Raw genomic sequence first — 14,395 nt, 5'->3', positions numbered from 1 at the left:
CTATGTGTTCTTTAAGCCAAAAAAGTGAAGTAATCAATAATGCCGCTCCAATACGAACCAGCTAAACGCCCTCAAATTCAATTTAACCATAGAATCCCGGACATGAGGATCCAATCCACGCCATCCCTCATCCATAATATCGTGCGCTTCCTGTTCGCACAGCTTCAAAGCATCGACCTGGATTAACAGATCAACAGCTTCCTTGAGCATCGCCGGATCTTCGGTCTTACACTGTAGTATTTGCCAGAGTCTGATGCGGTCTGTTTTGTTCAATCGATGCATGGCTTTGGCAATGGGATAAGTAATCTTACCAGCAGTGATGTCTTCCGCTTTCGTCTTTAGATTATTTTGGAATCCGGCGATATTCAACGTGTCATCAATGATCTGAAATGCAATACCCAGCGCCTCAAAAAAGGCAGCCAGGGCAGTACTTTGCTGATCACTTCCCCCGCCGATCACAGAACCGATTCGGGCCAGATAATAGCATGGAGCGGCACATTTCAATTTATGAATGGCCAACACACTTTCTTCCAAAATATGACCACTATTATCCTCTATGACATCCTCCATAAGATAATCCAATCCATAGATATCCAGGGCTTGTCCACTATGGCCGGCCCGAAGTGCTTCAAAATAATATTCATAAATCTTAAGCTTATCTGAGTCGGCGATGTTGTGATCGGAATAAACACAAATCTGGCTGATAAAATAACAGGCCGAACCGGCATTTATCGCCAATGGACTGCCGTACAATTCATGACAAGCCGGTCCTCCCCGACGGACTGCTGACTGATCCTGCACATCATCGACGATAAGCGATCCCACGTGCATCAGCTCTGGCAAAGAAAGCCAATGTCGAGCTTTCTGAGGATCACCACCCACCACATCACAACAGGCCAAAGCGGCATAACTCCGCCAGGACTTTCCACCCCGATCAATGACAGATCGTATCGGGTCAATCACGGATTTGGTATAGACAGCCGCATCAACACCCATCGAAAACCGATTTGAATCAGCGTTGGTAATTAACGTATTCAACGCTTTCTCATCAGGATTTCTGGGCAGGATGTGTTTTACAGATGCTATAGTCTCCCGGCTGACAACCTTAAAAAAGTCTTCCAGGGTGTCCAGTGTATTGTAACCGTTCAATTCCTGGAATCCGACCCCTTTCACTGGTTTATGAAACAATTGCCCTTCTACATTAATCCGACCTTCCCAAAAAGCTTGTTTTGAAATTAATGTCGAAAATTCCTGCATGGCAAAACTTGCCCGCACCGTCAGATCCAACCCAATTTCAGGTGCTTTCAAAAACCATTTGAGGGGATAATCGCAAAACGTCCGCATACTGGTCCACACCTCTTCGGCAGGTTCCAGTGAAAAGTCGTCGACTTGTATTCTTTTTCCATTCCCATCGATCACCAAAAGTCCTGAATCTCCGATGGTTCGATCTTCCAGGTTAAGAAGCGTCGCTGCAGTAAATTCACACCCGTTATCCAATTGCCCCGAGACCCAGTTCCAGGCTGTATCCATTTTCACGGAAGTTATTCCGTCATCTTCAGTGGGATTGGGCCGGCCAAATTCATGGTCGTACCAGGCAGACCCGACAATATCGATGGTTGAATTTTCAATTTCTATGGTTCCTTTCGCTGCATTTCGCGGGATAAAATAATAGTACATTGTATCAGATGACACCCCATGAACTACGCCGTCCCGTCCATTTTTTATAACGGGTTTCTGAGGCGTAAACTCCAACGAAAAAGATACTTGGTGCTCCAGGTCTATGCATTGCAATTTATAAGTTCCATCCTCAGTTTTATGAAAAGTATTGGTATCAAACTTCAAAGACAACTGGTCCAGATCAACGGATACTTCCCCTTCAAATAAACGATCCGGGTAAGGAACTGCATTTTTCTCAAGCATCTCAATAGCCGCTTTCCGAAGGAATTTGTCTTTTAATAACTCCCCCTTTTTCAACCGTTTAATGCCGATTTCAGGTGCCTTCTTATCTACCAGCGAATTGGAATAATATTTTTCATTTTCGACATCGATGATCGCCCATAGAATGGAATGTCCGTATTCGGGAAGTTTTGTCGATTCATCAATATGTATCAATTTTCGGAAAAACGATGCAAAAATGGAATATTCCTGGTCGTTTTCACCTGTAAAATGTCCGTTAATGTACCACCACTCCGTACTCGAAGAACGATGTGGCAAATCATGTATATTCAAATCTATCGTACCATTCTCTTCAGGCCAATCTGCCGGACGGATAAAGTCTTTTTCTGTCATAGGAAGGAACATGTTTAATTAGAGGTTAACTTTCACGCCATGAATTTAAATAATTCTTAGATGTTTAAATTAATATTCCATGTTTTCTCCTAACTAATTTTGAGATGGACTGTTGTACAAGTTTACCAAAGCAATAATCATGAGCAGAGGGTTTGTCAAAGAAAGTGATCAGGAGGAAGTACCTATCGTCCCACCCCGGGCCGAACTGCCTCCGGGATTGCCCAATTATGTCACCCGCACCGGAATGGAAGCACTGGAGGAGGAACGGGAAGACTTGATCCGTCAAAAAAACAATCTGGGACCAGCGTCAGAGAGTGAGCATCGCATTGCCCGGAATCACATTGATGCACTATTGTTACAGCTCGAAAACAGAATATCGACGGCCAGAGTAGTGGAACACAGCCAACAACCTCAGGATGAAGTTCGCTTTGGCGCAAAAGTGACGTTGAGAATTGACCGTCACAAGAAGACGAAAACATTCCAGATCGTCGGGGTGGATGAAGCCGATATCGGGAAAGGTAAAATTTCTTTTGTCTCTCCCATCGCACAAGCGATCACTGGCAAAAAGCCAGGCGAAACAGCATTAATAAAACTTCCTGCGGGAAAAAAGGAATTTGAAATCATCAAAGTGGTGTATTAATAATCAGGATTCCGAAACCGCTATCGGGTGGTTATATTTTTTCCATACAGCGTTCCAGGCTTTCCTGCCATTGGGGTATATCGATGCCAAAAGCATGTTCAAATTTCGAAGGATCCAGCACCGAATACGCTGGTCGGACCGCAAGCGTAGGGTAATCACTCGTCGGAATGGGCTTTACCAAAACCGCCTTATCTTTGAGAATCTCCACTGCAAACCGATGCCAGGTTATAGCTCCATGGTTGGCAAAATTGTAAATTCCCCATGGTAATTCCAAGTCATCATCTGCCGACCTTAATATCTGGTCGACGGCCCGGGCCAGATCTTGGGCATAGGTGGGAGAACCGGTCTGATCATGAACGACCTTGATTTTATCGTGTTGAATTGCCAGACGCAGCATCGTCTTCACAAAATTGTGGCCATACTCTGAATACAACCAGGAGGTCCGGATTATCAGATGACTCACGCCACTTTTACGGATTTCTTCCTCTCCGTTCCATTTGGACTGCCCATAATAATTCACCGGGTCGATCTCCTGATCTTCGGAAATTGGCTCACTGGCTTTGCCATAAACATAATCGGTCGAAAAGTGAATCAGCGGAATGTTGTGCAGCACCCCAAAGTCAGCCAACATTTTGGCACCGGTGACGTTGATGCGATCAGCAGTACTCCTGTCCTCTTCTGCTTGATCTACCGCCGTATACGCAGCACAATTGATCAGAACATCAATATCCGGAGGATTTAGTTCTGTGAATGAAAAGGGATCGCTGATATCAAATTGATCCCTGTTATAAAATGTATAGCACAAGGTGCTCTCTCTGGAAACATCCCGAAAACATCGGCCCAGCTGGCCATTCGCACCAAATACAGCTATATTCATTGTCCACCAAAGGGTTGATGGTCCTGAAAAGAGGGATGGTTTCTGTCCTTATCGGATAATTTGACCTCTTCTTCCGGAATCTGCCAGTCAATATACAATTCAGGGTCATTCCAAAGAATACCGGCTTCTGAAGCTGGCGCATAATAAGCATCGCACTTGTATTGGATCACGGCGGTCTCAGACAATACGGAGAATCCGTGTGCAAATCCTTTGGGGACCCAAAGCTGGACACTATTCTCTGCACTCAGTTCCGTAGTAAATACGTGTCCAAAGGTGACTGATCCAGGTCGAATATCAACGACCACATCCCATATGGCCCCACGAATAGTCCGCACTAATTTCCCCTGAGCATAATCACCGTATTGGTAATGCAATCCCCGAATGACCCCATATTCGGACTTGGATTGATTTTCTTGGACGAATCGATCCGGGAGTCCATGATCTTTAAAGACATCAGCCCGAAAGCTTTCAAAAAAATAACCGCGTTCATCTTCATGTTTTTCGGGGGTAATCATGATTAAACCCTGCATCGAAGCTTCTTCAATCTTCATTTATTTCTGTTTAAAAACGACGGCGATCGGTACGCCTGTAAAATTAAAAGTTTCTCTTAGTTTATTTTCTAAAAACAAACGATAAGGTTGTTTGATTTCCCTGGGGTGGTTGCAAAAGAATGCAAAGGCCGGGTAAGAGAGTGGCAATTGAGTGATGTATTTGATCTTTATAAAGTTTCCCCGGTAGGTTGGTGGCGGTGTACGCTCAATGATGGGCAACAAAACCTTGTTTAGTTCAGATGTTTTGAACTTTTGTGCCTTGTTTTTAAATACATTCAGCGCGGTATCCAACACACGCATGACGCGTATTTTTTCAGTTGCACTGGTAAACAATACAGGTACATCATCAAAAGGGCGCAATCGTTCCTTGATGGTCTTTTCAAAATCGCGGGCTGTATTGGTTTCTTTTTCCACCAAATCCCATTTATTGACCACAATAAATATACCCTTTTTACGGGCTTGGGCAATCCGAAACAACTTCATATCCTGAGCTTCGATTCCCATGGTCGCATCGATCATCAAAGCACATACATCAGACTCATCGATCGCCCGAATTGCACGTAGAACACTATAGAACTCTAGGTCTTCATGCACTTTAGACTTTTTACGTATACCCGCGGTATCCACCAGATAAAACTCTTTATCAAACTTATTGTAATACGTGTGGATTGAATCCCGGGTCGTACCTGCGATATCGGTCACAATATTGCGATCAACACCCAGCAGCGTATTGACCATACTTGACTTCCCGACATTGGGTTGGCCGACGATGGCGAGTCGCGGAATTTCCTTATCGGGTTTTACTTCGCCCTCAGGCAACAATTCAACCACTTCGTCAAGCACCTCCCCACTCCCTGCTCCGGTCAGTGATGACATAAAAAAGGTTCGTTCAAACCCCAGGCTCCAAAACTCATTGGCCTCCAGCTGTCTGTTGTAATTATCTACTTTATTAACCACTACAATAACAGGCTTGTCCACTGCTCTGAGCATATCTGCAACGTCACTATCCAAATCTGTAATGCCGGTGGTCACATCCACCAAGAAAATAATTACATCGGCTTCCTCAATGGCGATTTTGACCTGACTCCGAATCTCGGTTTCAAAAACATCATCCGAATGCCGAACAAAGCCGCCTGTGTCAACGATCGAGAACTCCCGGCCGTTCCATGTACTTTGTCCATAGATCCGGTCCCGGGTGACCCCGCTTATATCATCGATTATGGCTTTTTTCTCACCAATAATACGATTAAAAAGAGTGGATTTTCCGACATTGGGTCGACCCACAACAGCGACTAGATTGCTCATATAATTTCGTGATTAGTAGCCAAATTTACGCAGAAGATCTTCGTTGTTCCGCCATTTTTCCCGCACTTTAACATGCAATTTCAGAAAAACCTGCTTCCCGATAAATTCCTCAATATTTTTACGGGACGCTATGCCCAATTGTTTGATCGCCGATCCATTTTTTCCGATGATGATATATTTTTGACTCTTGCGATTCACATAAATAATGGCATCGATATGAATAATATCCTCTTTGTCTGTATATCCTTCAATATCCACTTGTGCCGAATACGGTATCTCCTGTCGAAACTGAAGAAAAATCTGCTCGCGAATCATTTCACTGATAAAAAACCGAACATTTTTATTGGATATCTGGTCCTTGGGATAGTAGGCCGGACCCTCAGGTAGATGCGCAACCAGGGTGTCGAGCAATTCGCCAACACCCTCCCCCGTTTCAGCTGCCATCAGTCGGGTTTCATCAAAGGCCAGCTTCTCATTCCACTGGGCTGCTGTATTTTTCACATCATCCGAATCGTGCAAATCTATTTTATTGACAACAAGGATCTTATATGCTTTTGATTTATCTATTAATTTAAGCACTTCCGGCGCCAACTCCGTCTGATCTCCTGGATTAATCATCACCAGTAAAATATCGCCGTCTTTGAAAGACTCTTCGATGTAGGTATTCATTTTACGGTGCATCTCATAACTCATATCTTCCACATAGCCAGGTACATCAGAGAGAACAATCTGATATTCGGGCGCAGATAAAATGCCCAAAATTCGGTGGCGGGTTGTTTGCGGCTTGTGCGTGACGATGCTCAATTTTTCGCCCAGCAGTTGATTCATCAATGTCGATTTCCCTACATTGGGCAATCCAATGATATTGACAAATCCAGACTTGTGAGCTATGTTATTCAGTTTCAATGAATTTATGTTTGTTCATCAGCATTTCAAACGTTTTAAAAAGATTCTGCGGCGTTTGTTTCCGCCATTCATAGTTCATCAGATGCGGCAATAAATTAACGTAATGATGAATCCGGGACTGTACCATCTCATCATATACATGCTGGTGCAAATTTAAAAATATTATCCAGCCATTTTCTTCACGCACCTCGTCATTCCATTCTTCATAATAATCATCATCACCACCATGAAAATTGAATACGCTCTCGCCGATCACTGCAAATTTAAATATTCCCCGGTACATTAGTACATCAAGCACCTTTCTTTTTAAATACATGATGTCATTGTGAAGACAATCATTCCATTCTCCGATTAATTCAATAATGGCAAAACCGGTGTCGTAGTCCGCATAAAGCACTTTAAGGTAAAGGGTATCGGAACCAAAAGCATCCCATTGAGGATGGATATAATAATTGTATACTTTATTTGAAAAATAAAATTCATCATAATTACTCCCATAGAAGGGGGAGTATTCATCATCCTCGGTCGTGTAATGATTCCTCCAGTGATAATATGGTTCAATGTCGTGCATTGATTTTAAGTTTTATGGTTTAACTGTTGTCAAAAATTCAGAATTTTCGATTCAACAGCGTTAAAGTTAAGATCCGAAATTAATCTGAATAATCAAAATGTTATCTAAACGTTATGATCTCAATGAATTTTAAAACAGACTCAATTTGATGTTTTCCAAAGATCCGTTCAGACGATTTGCATTGCGCTATAATCTGGTTGCTTTTCAGGATAATAGGCAAACTTTTATGGTGGAATCTGCGCAGTTAAAACCGTTGAGAAGAAAAGGTCGGCGTACCCAACTTCCGTTACGCAGACTCAAAAGCCAGCTGCCCCACAGGAGACATAATGCGATTATATTTTCCATAAATTCAGCAAAATCAAGTATTTTGGATTTTTCTATTGATAACGCTATAAGATAAAAAGTTGTTTATATGCCCCAGTTTTACCTGTTGATTGGTATGTTACTGTTAATGACCACATCTTCGGCACAGCAATGCGCCGCCAACCCAGACGTAGACATACCTGACAATGGTAAATCTTACAGAATAAGCCTGGAAGCCAATACAACCCAATCCGGACCCAAATTATTGTGCGGGGTCAGACTGGCGTTTACCCATCAGTTTGCCGATGAACTGAAGTTTGTGCTGGTGAGTCCCGGGGGCAAAGAGGTGACACTAATAGCAGGGAAAACAGCATCTTCCAAGACAACTGGCAGCACGTGGAATATACTGTTTGTCCGTTCTGAAGAACCCGCCCATCCGGACGATTTCAAAAAACAAAAGTGGAATGAAAATAAATGGGAGGAGAATCAGGATTACATCGGCTCATACTATCCCGCTGATCAAAACTCGCTCGAAATATTTGATGGAGAAAACCTGAACGGTGTGTGGAATCTGATTTATTCCGACGGTGTAAAAGGAGGAACCGGAATCCTTAAAAGTTTTAGCCTCGTATTTTGCGATCCCCCCGTGTCGTGCAATCCGTGCGCAGTTTCCCGGGATTTTATCAATAAACAAAACTTCGGGTCATTTTGTGGTGGCGATCCGGCTCTTAAATCCATAACCCCGGCTTTTGTTCCTTCCCGACTCACCCCTGGATTCGATCGCATGTACATCGTCCTTGATGGAAAAAGTCGAATTGTAACCCGGGGAAGTCAACCGGACCTTAGTATGCTAGGTAGGGGTTCTTACAAAATCCTGGGCGTTCAATATCGTTCTGCTGATCTGAATCACATCCAGAATGCAACAACAGCCAAAGAACTCAACAACCTTTTTCACAGTTTGAAATCGGGTGTTTGTGGAGCCGTCTCGAATTCATCAGCTCAACTAACCATCCTATCCGACCCCGGCGTCCAAAATGAATTGCGTGAAGTCTATGGCCGCGATTATGTGATCATCGATGGAAAGAGAATCACATCCGACCAATCCATTATGCAATCATTGACCGATCAAAACGGCTGCGATAGCTTGGTGAATACGACAGTGGAATTCAAAACCTATACGACTGATTTTTCCCAGGATAATCCGTATAATTGTATAAACACATCCATTAACTTGAGTGTAAAGTCCAACCCCACATTTCCAGTTCATCGGTGGTACACAAAAGATGGCCGGATCAACAATCAATCGGACATCACTTCCAACGAAATTATTGTCGATGCACCGGGGACCTATTTTGTCGTTTTCGAGATCGAAGATTACCTGGACACGGTGGCTCACACGATCAATACAGACCCTAATTCACCGAATATTACCCTGGATAATGAATATACCCTCTGTTCAGGCAGTCCACTTCGATTATCGATCGGCACGAACTTTGACAAAGCAACCGTCAGTCCGGCTTCAAAAGCAACTATAGACGAAAATACGATCACCTTCCATGAACCGGGGTTATACACGGTGAACGTAAATAAAGCATGTGAAGTAACCAAGTTCGTCTTGGTTCGGCCGGCCGGCGCTCCGGAAACGGTCTCCATCGACGATGTCGAACTCACATGCGCACGCAATACCGCCGAAATCACACCGGATTTGGAAAAAACTTATGAAAATTATTCGTGGTTTTTTGAAGGTGAAAAAATCTCAAGTACACACACACTCAAAGCCAGTGCTCCTGGAAGGTATGCTTTTCGGGCCTGGGATGGCAATGAATGCGGAGTCACTGGTGCAATGTTGGTTACTGATCGCCGAACTTCAGTCAATTTAAAAATCACCGGCCCCACGCTGATTAATTGCAGCAACGAAAGTAAAAACAATCAGTTACAGGCAGATTTCCAGGGTGATTTCGAGGTCAGCTGGAAGCTCCCGGACGGAGCGGAAGCCACCGGAAAAAAGGTGCCGGTCAATCAAGCGGGTGATTACCAGGTGACATTAACAGGAAGTTCGGGCTGTATCTATACCGACATCCATACGGTGGTGTTCAATCAAGAAAAAATAGATTTTGTAGGTCCCGACCAGGTCATTATCCCCTGCGATTCAAAATCAACTGAAATGTCTGTAATTGTACCGGCCAACATCGATGAATATTCCATATCCTGGCAGGGTGCAAAGGAAGGCACACCGGCAACCTCAGCCACCGTATCAGAACCTGGGTCCGTCACAGTCGGTGTAACCCACAAAATCAGTCGGTGTACGGTCAAAAAATCGATTCCCGTCAGCCTGGCCGCAGGATCGCCGGAACTGATCATTGACCCCGATCTGGATCTGGCCATCACCTGTGACACTCCGGTGCGAAATATCCCCGTGCTTTTTAAGAATTTTGACGGATTCACGCCGGAGTTTGCGTCGGACAAAGGTCTGGTCTTCATGGATAGCTTTTTTACAGCTTCCAAACCCGGTACCATTGATATCACACTGAACAATGGGACCTGCATATCAACGTATGCACTGAAAATACCGGACCAGATCAAGGCCAAAAATCCACGCATCGACAAAATGGACATCGGATGCAGTGGACAAAATGGAAGAATTGAAATCAAAAACAAGAATGATTATTCCAGCATCATTTTTGAATCCAATAGTACATCAGCAACTGCCTACTCAGGGCCGATTAACAACATCGCTGAGGAGGACTCATACACCTTCTATTTTACAGACCGGACCAATGGGTGTGAGATAAAGAAAGTCATTGAAATTACTGCTGATAAATCAGTTCCAAAAGTAGAATACGATCCTGTGGAATACCTGCAATGTCACACCGGCAAAGCGGTCATGAAAATCAGAGGCCCTGATGTCAGCGAAGTAACATGGGTTGATAAAGACGGGCTTAAAACCGGGCATACATCCAGAAATTATGAGGTGGATCAACCGGGCACCTACTATTTCATAGTGCACAACGACGCTTTGTGTTATCAGGAGGGACAGATCGAAGTAAAAGACGATCGGTCCGCACCATCGATTGGTCTTTCACCCAAGTACACCATTTCATGCAGCGCTTCCTATATTATTCCGACATATGATACATCCGAATTAGAGAATGTGGTGTGGTATGGACCGGGGGGATGGACCTCTAATGAGTTTTCTCCAAAACTCAATACGGGGGAATACAGTGTGTTATTGGTTGGAAAAAATGGATGTACTTCCACGCAAAAAACCCTGGTCACCACAGAAGAGCCCGGTGATATTCCAGGTATTATCGCTCCGCCGATTACCTGCATTGATTCATTTAGTCGGGTTCATGTCACAGATTATACCGATATAGAGGAAATTCAGTGGATTGATGAAAATGGACAAGCCAGTGTAAGTGATACATTTCAGGTATACAACCCCGGCTCGATCAGCCTGATTATCCAAAAGAAAAACGGATGTTTGATTTCGACATCAATCGATATTGATGAAGATAAAGAAACGGTTCCATTTACCATTAATAAACCTGTGATCAATTGCCATAGTCCGGATCCTGTGATTGAAGCAAAAGTTCATAAATCTGTAAATCGGGACGTACAGTATCAATGGTACTTTGGCAATACACCGGTAAGTTCAGCAGCATCATACGATATAGAATACCCGGGCGAGTACCGGGTTGAAGTTTCTTATAGCAATGGATGTGTAGATTCAAAAAATTATCAGGTGAAGTTGGATACTTCCGCAGTGGAATTCAATTTATTGGCAGATACGATCAGTTGTGCACGATCCAAAATCCAACTCCGCCAGCAAGTGGTCTCGAAACAAATTGCCAAAGCTTCCTGGAGTGGCCCGGAAGGATTTGCTTCTACAGCAATCCGACCAACGTTTCAGACGCCCGGGCAGTACCAGGTGACCTATGCCGGAAAGAATGGATGTGAAGCGAGGACACAAATGGAAATTTTTGGAGACCTGGAGGCTCCCAAGGTTGATTCGGTCGATTACCTCTCCTTAGGTTGCAACGATAAAAAAGTAGATCTGACCTTCCATTCCCGGGATCCCATCGTGACGCAATACTGGCAATTGCCCGATGGACAAGTTTTAGAAGATTCAATAATAAAAATCGATGCCAAAGGTGATTACGCATTGTATCTGGAAGGTGACAACGGGTGTTCAAACATAGATACATTCCCGATTCATCAGACCATCACACCACAGTTTGATCTATATATAGCTCATACCGGCTGTGATGATTACAGCGGATTAGCTCAACTTATGCCGGAATTGGATACTTTTCAGGCCATCTGGTACGAACCCGATGGAGTCACTGAGCTGGGGCGGGGTCCCGCTTCCCCACATCTTGGAGCAGGATCGTATACCGTAACCGTAATCAACCCCTACAACCAATGCGATTCGACGACGGTCTTTGAGATCAAAGATATTTCAAACATCCTGGAAGCTTCTATCTCCATTGATGATTCTCTGCGTTGCGAACGCAATGAAGCCAATTTGATGTCCCGGGTATATCCACCGTCCGAAAATTATGAATACCATTGGCGCTATGAAAACAACCCCAATCCGATATCGAAGGATTCCGTCCTTTCGAAGATTTCCAAACAAGGATTGTACCGGCTGACCATCCGGGATACTCTAAATCAATGCACCGTACAGGCCGAATACAAAAATGTGAGAGCACCTTCCCGTTTGAGGTCTTTTGATTTATTCGTAAAAGAACCTTCCTGTGACATCAACAAACCCGGGTATGCCATCATGGATTCGCTGATTGGTGCCACTGACATGCGTTTCATCACCTACAGTACCAACGGCAGTGCGTATATATCGCAGGATACCTTTCCGTTTTTATATGCTAATGAACCCTACACGATCGCTGCCCGTGATCAGTATGGATGTCAGATTGATACTACGATTATTCCGGAACTTCGGGGAATTATGGACCGAATAGCTCAAATCCCCGATACGACCATCAACAGTGGAGACACCATCAACTTCAATGACCCTGCCTTTAAGATATCCTATGCATCCACGGATGCCCCCTTGTCCGAACAATATACCTGGATTCTCAATCCGGATACATTATTCTGTGACTACGATTGCACCGACCCTATCCAAAAACAACTTTTTCATACGAGAACGGTATCTACGCAACTTACCAATCAATTTGGCTGCACGATCACCGATACCTTTAACATTTATGTCCGTCAGGCAGATGTCCTCAATATACCCAATGCCATCGCACCCGGTAGCAGTCAGCCGGAAAATGCAAATGTGTGTATTTATACCAACAACTACATAGCCGATATCGAGCTCTTTGTTGTTTTCAATCGCTTTGGCAAGGTCATTTTCAAATCAACCCACTTTGATCCAAGAAATGATGACCAAAACTTTAACCATTGTTGGAATGGCCGGGATTCTCAAAATAATATTCTACCATCCGGCAGTTACAACTATTATGTGCGCTATAATACAGTGTATCAGACGACCAAAGAAAAATATGGAAACATTTTCCTGGTCCGGTGAATTGCTCAAATTACATATAAGCAATTAAGAGCTGACCAAAACCATTTCTCATAAACCACAACCACGCTTCTTGTGTACTAATGACCTGAAGATTTACGCGTTCGATGCCTTTCTCAATCAAATCTAGCCTTTTAGCGGCTTGTGTCGTCAAATCAATCATTCGGGTCGAGTGCGCTGGCAGTCGGTCATTAATATACACCACGACCTCGTCCCCTGTCAAATCCCGCACCAGAACCCAAGTACCAAAACGCAGCGTCTTATGTGCCGCGGTAAACTTGCTCTGATCAAATATTTCTCCGGAAGCTGTTTTATTCCCTTCCAGACTGTCATGATAATAGGACGCCCACCCCGCATGGACCGTTTGAGCATCCATCAGGGACAGTGCAACCATGATTACCAGGCCCGAGAGCAAGAACCGCCTGGAAATGGCATATACACCATACAATCCGCTTTTGAACCAGTGTTGCATGATTATACTCCTTAGATTATAAACAAAAAAGGCCTCCATCCGGAGGCCTTGTATAATATATGAAAATATAATTAATTTTAATTAATCTCCATGAGTTCAATATCAAATTCCAATTCTTTTCCAGCCAATGGATGGTTGGCGTCAATTTTTATTTCGTTTTCTTCCACTTTAGTTACGACCACAGGAATTTGCTGACCACTGGGATGTTGCATGGAAAGTTGCTGACCCTCTTCGGGTTTAATTTCAGGTGGGAGCTGATCTTTGGGGACCGTAAAAATCATCTCATCATTTTTTTCACCATAACCATCTTCACTCGAAAACTTCGCCGTCTTGGATTCACCGACGGCCATACCGTCAACGGCTTTATCAAAACCCGCAATCATCTGACCTCCTCCGAGCTCAAATTCCAGCGGTTCACGCTCTCTAGAAGAATCAAAAACGGTACCGTCCGTTAATTTCCCTGTGTAATGTACTTTTACCTTGTCGCCCTTTTTAGCTACAGACATAAAACTATTTTTGTTAATTATTAAATTACCATTTGACTTCAAACGCCAAATGTATCAATTAATTCCCCAACGACATATTTCAAAAATAGTTTAACTTTTCACCCTGGAATTCCTGAATTATTCAAATCAAAAAGAATTGGCAATGATATAGTGAACACCATGTTGAAAAAAAGCCTCCGGAAAATTCTATTCCCCGGAGGTCTTTAAACCATTTACTATTTGTTTGCATTCCAGCAAACGTCTTCAGTTACTCATGATCCAGACTGAATGTTTTTGCAACTGCGCAAATGCGCAACTACTTATTTTATCACGATCATCTTCTTAGTCGCGGTATACGTTTTTGTATCTAATTGATAGTACAATACGCCAGTCGCATTAAGATCTGAACTTGTCAACTTCACTTCGTTGTAGCCTTCGCTGTATT

General features: G+C 43.6%; 10 protein-coding genes. 2 read left to right on the top strand and 8 right to left on the bottom strand.

The features are described from left to right. Positions 1 to 33: 33 nt before the first annotated feature. The gene (locus KUV50_RS18235) at positions 34 to 2,289 is read right to left on the bottom strand and encodes a polyprenyl synthetase family protein (protein ID WP_222581646.1); all 2,256 of its coding nucleotides are present in this window, start codon (positions 2,287 to 2,289) and stop codon (positions 34 to 36) included. A 139-nt stretch (positions 2,290 to 2,428) separates the two neighbouring features. Between KUV50_RS18235 and KUV50_RS18230 the strand changes: the two genes are divergently transcribed. Then, complete coding sequence (locus KUV50_RS18230) at positions 2,429 to 2,929, top strand: GreA/GreB family elongation factor (protein ID WP_222581645.1); 501 nt, start codon at positions 2,429 to 2,431, stop codon at positions 2,927 to 2,929. A 31-nt stretch (positions 2,930 to 2,960) separates the two neighbouring features. Here the strand turns inward: KUV50_RS18230 and rfbD are convergent, their stop codons facing one another. Genes rfbD through KUV50_RS18205 form a run of 5 tightly spaced genes read right to left on the bottom strand, consistent with a single transcriptional unit; the run spans position 2,961 to position 7,139 of the window. Then, positions 2,961 to 3,806, bottom strand: a complete 846-nt coding sequence (gene rfbD, locus KUV50_RS18225; RefSeq protein WP_222581644.1) for a dTDP-4-dehydrorhamnose reductase — start codon at positions 3,804 to 3,806, stop codon at positions 2,961 to 2,963. Continuing rightward, positions 3,803 to 4,357, bottom strand: coding sequence for a dTDP-4-dehydrorhamnose 3,5-epimerase (rfbC, locus tag KUV50_RS18220; protein ID WP_222581643.1), 555 nt, complete (start codon positions 4,355 to 4,357; stop codon positions 3,803 to 3,805). Before rfbC ends, rfbD begins: the two co-directional genes overlap by 4 nt. Next, the gene (gene der / locus KUV50_RS18215) at positions 4,358 to 5,662 is read right to left on the bottom strand and encodes a ribosome biogenesis GTPase Der (protein ID WP_222581642.1); all 1,305 of its coding nucleotides are present in this window, start codon (positions 5,660 to 5,662) and stop codon (positions 4,358 to 4,360) included. 12 nt (positions 5,663 to 5,674) lie between these two features. Further along, on the bottom strand, positions 5,675 to 6,568 hold the full coding sequence (era, locus tag KUV50_RS18210; RefSeq protein WP_261395401.1) for a GTPase Era: 894 nt from the start codon (positions 6,566 to 6,568) through the stop codon (positions 5,675 to 5,677). Continuing rightward, positions 6,555 to 7,139, bottom strand: a complete 585-nt coding sequence (locus KUV50_RS18205; protein ID WP_222581641.1) for a hypothetical protein — start codon at positions 7,137 to 7,139, stop codon at positions 6,555 to 6,557. The genes era and KUV50_RS18205 overlap by 14 nt, the downstream gene beginning before the upstream one ends. A gap of 412 nt (positions 7,140 to 7,551) precedes the next feature. On the opposite strand from KUV50_RS18205, the gene KUV50_RS18200 reads away from it, so the two are divergent. Continuing rightward, positions 7,552 to 12,996, top strand: coding sequence for a proprotein convertase P-domain-containing protein (locus tag KUV50_RS18200; RefSeq protein WP_222581640.1), 5,445 nt, complete (start codon positions 7,552 to 7,554; stop codon positions 12,994 to 12,996). A gap of 10 nt (positions 12,997 to 13,006) precedes the next feature. Here KUV50_RS18200 and KUV50_RS18195 read toward each other — a convergent pair whose 3' ends face one another. Together KUV50_RS18195 and KUV50_RS18190 are read right to left on the bottom strand one after the other, a co-directional pair. Then, the gene (locus KUV50_RS18195; protein WP_222581639.1) at positions 13,007 to 13,465 is read right to left on the bottom strand and encodes a septal ring lytic transglycosylase RlpA family protein; all 459 of its coding nucleotides are present in this window, start codon (positions 13,463 to 13,465) and stop codon (positions 13,007 to 13,009) included. A 77-nt stretch (positions 13,466 to 13,542) separates the two neighbouring features. Then, a complete protein-coding gene (locus KUV50_RS18190) occupies positions 13,543 to 13,971 on the bottom strand; it encodes a peptidylprolyl isomerase (protein WP_222581638.1) in 429 nt (142 codons plus the stop codon). Positions 13,972 to 14,395: the final 424 nt, after the last annotated feature.

It is taken from the genome of Membranihabitans marinus (assembly GCF_019802045.1).
In the GTDB taxonomy this organism is placed as follows: Bacteria; Bacteroidota; Bacteroidia; order Chitinophagales; family Saprospiraceae; genus Membranihabitans; species Membranihabitans marinus_A.
Note: the sequence above shows the minus strand (reverse complement) of the source record. Positions and strands in the feature narration are given on the sequence as shown.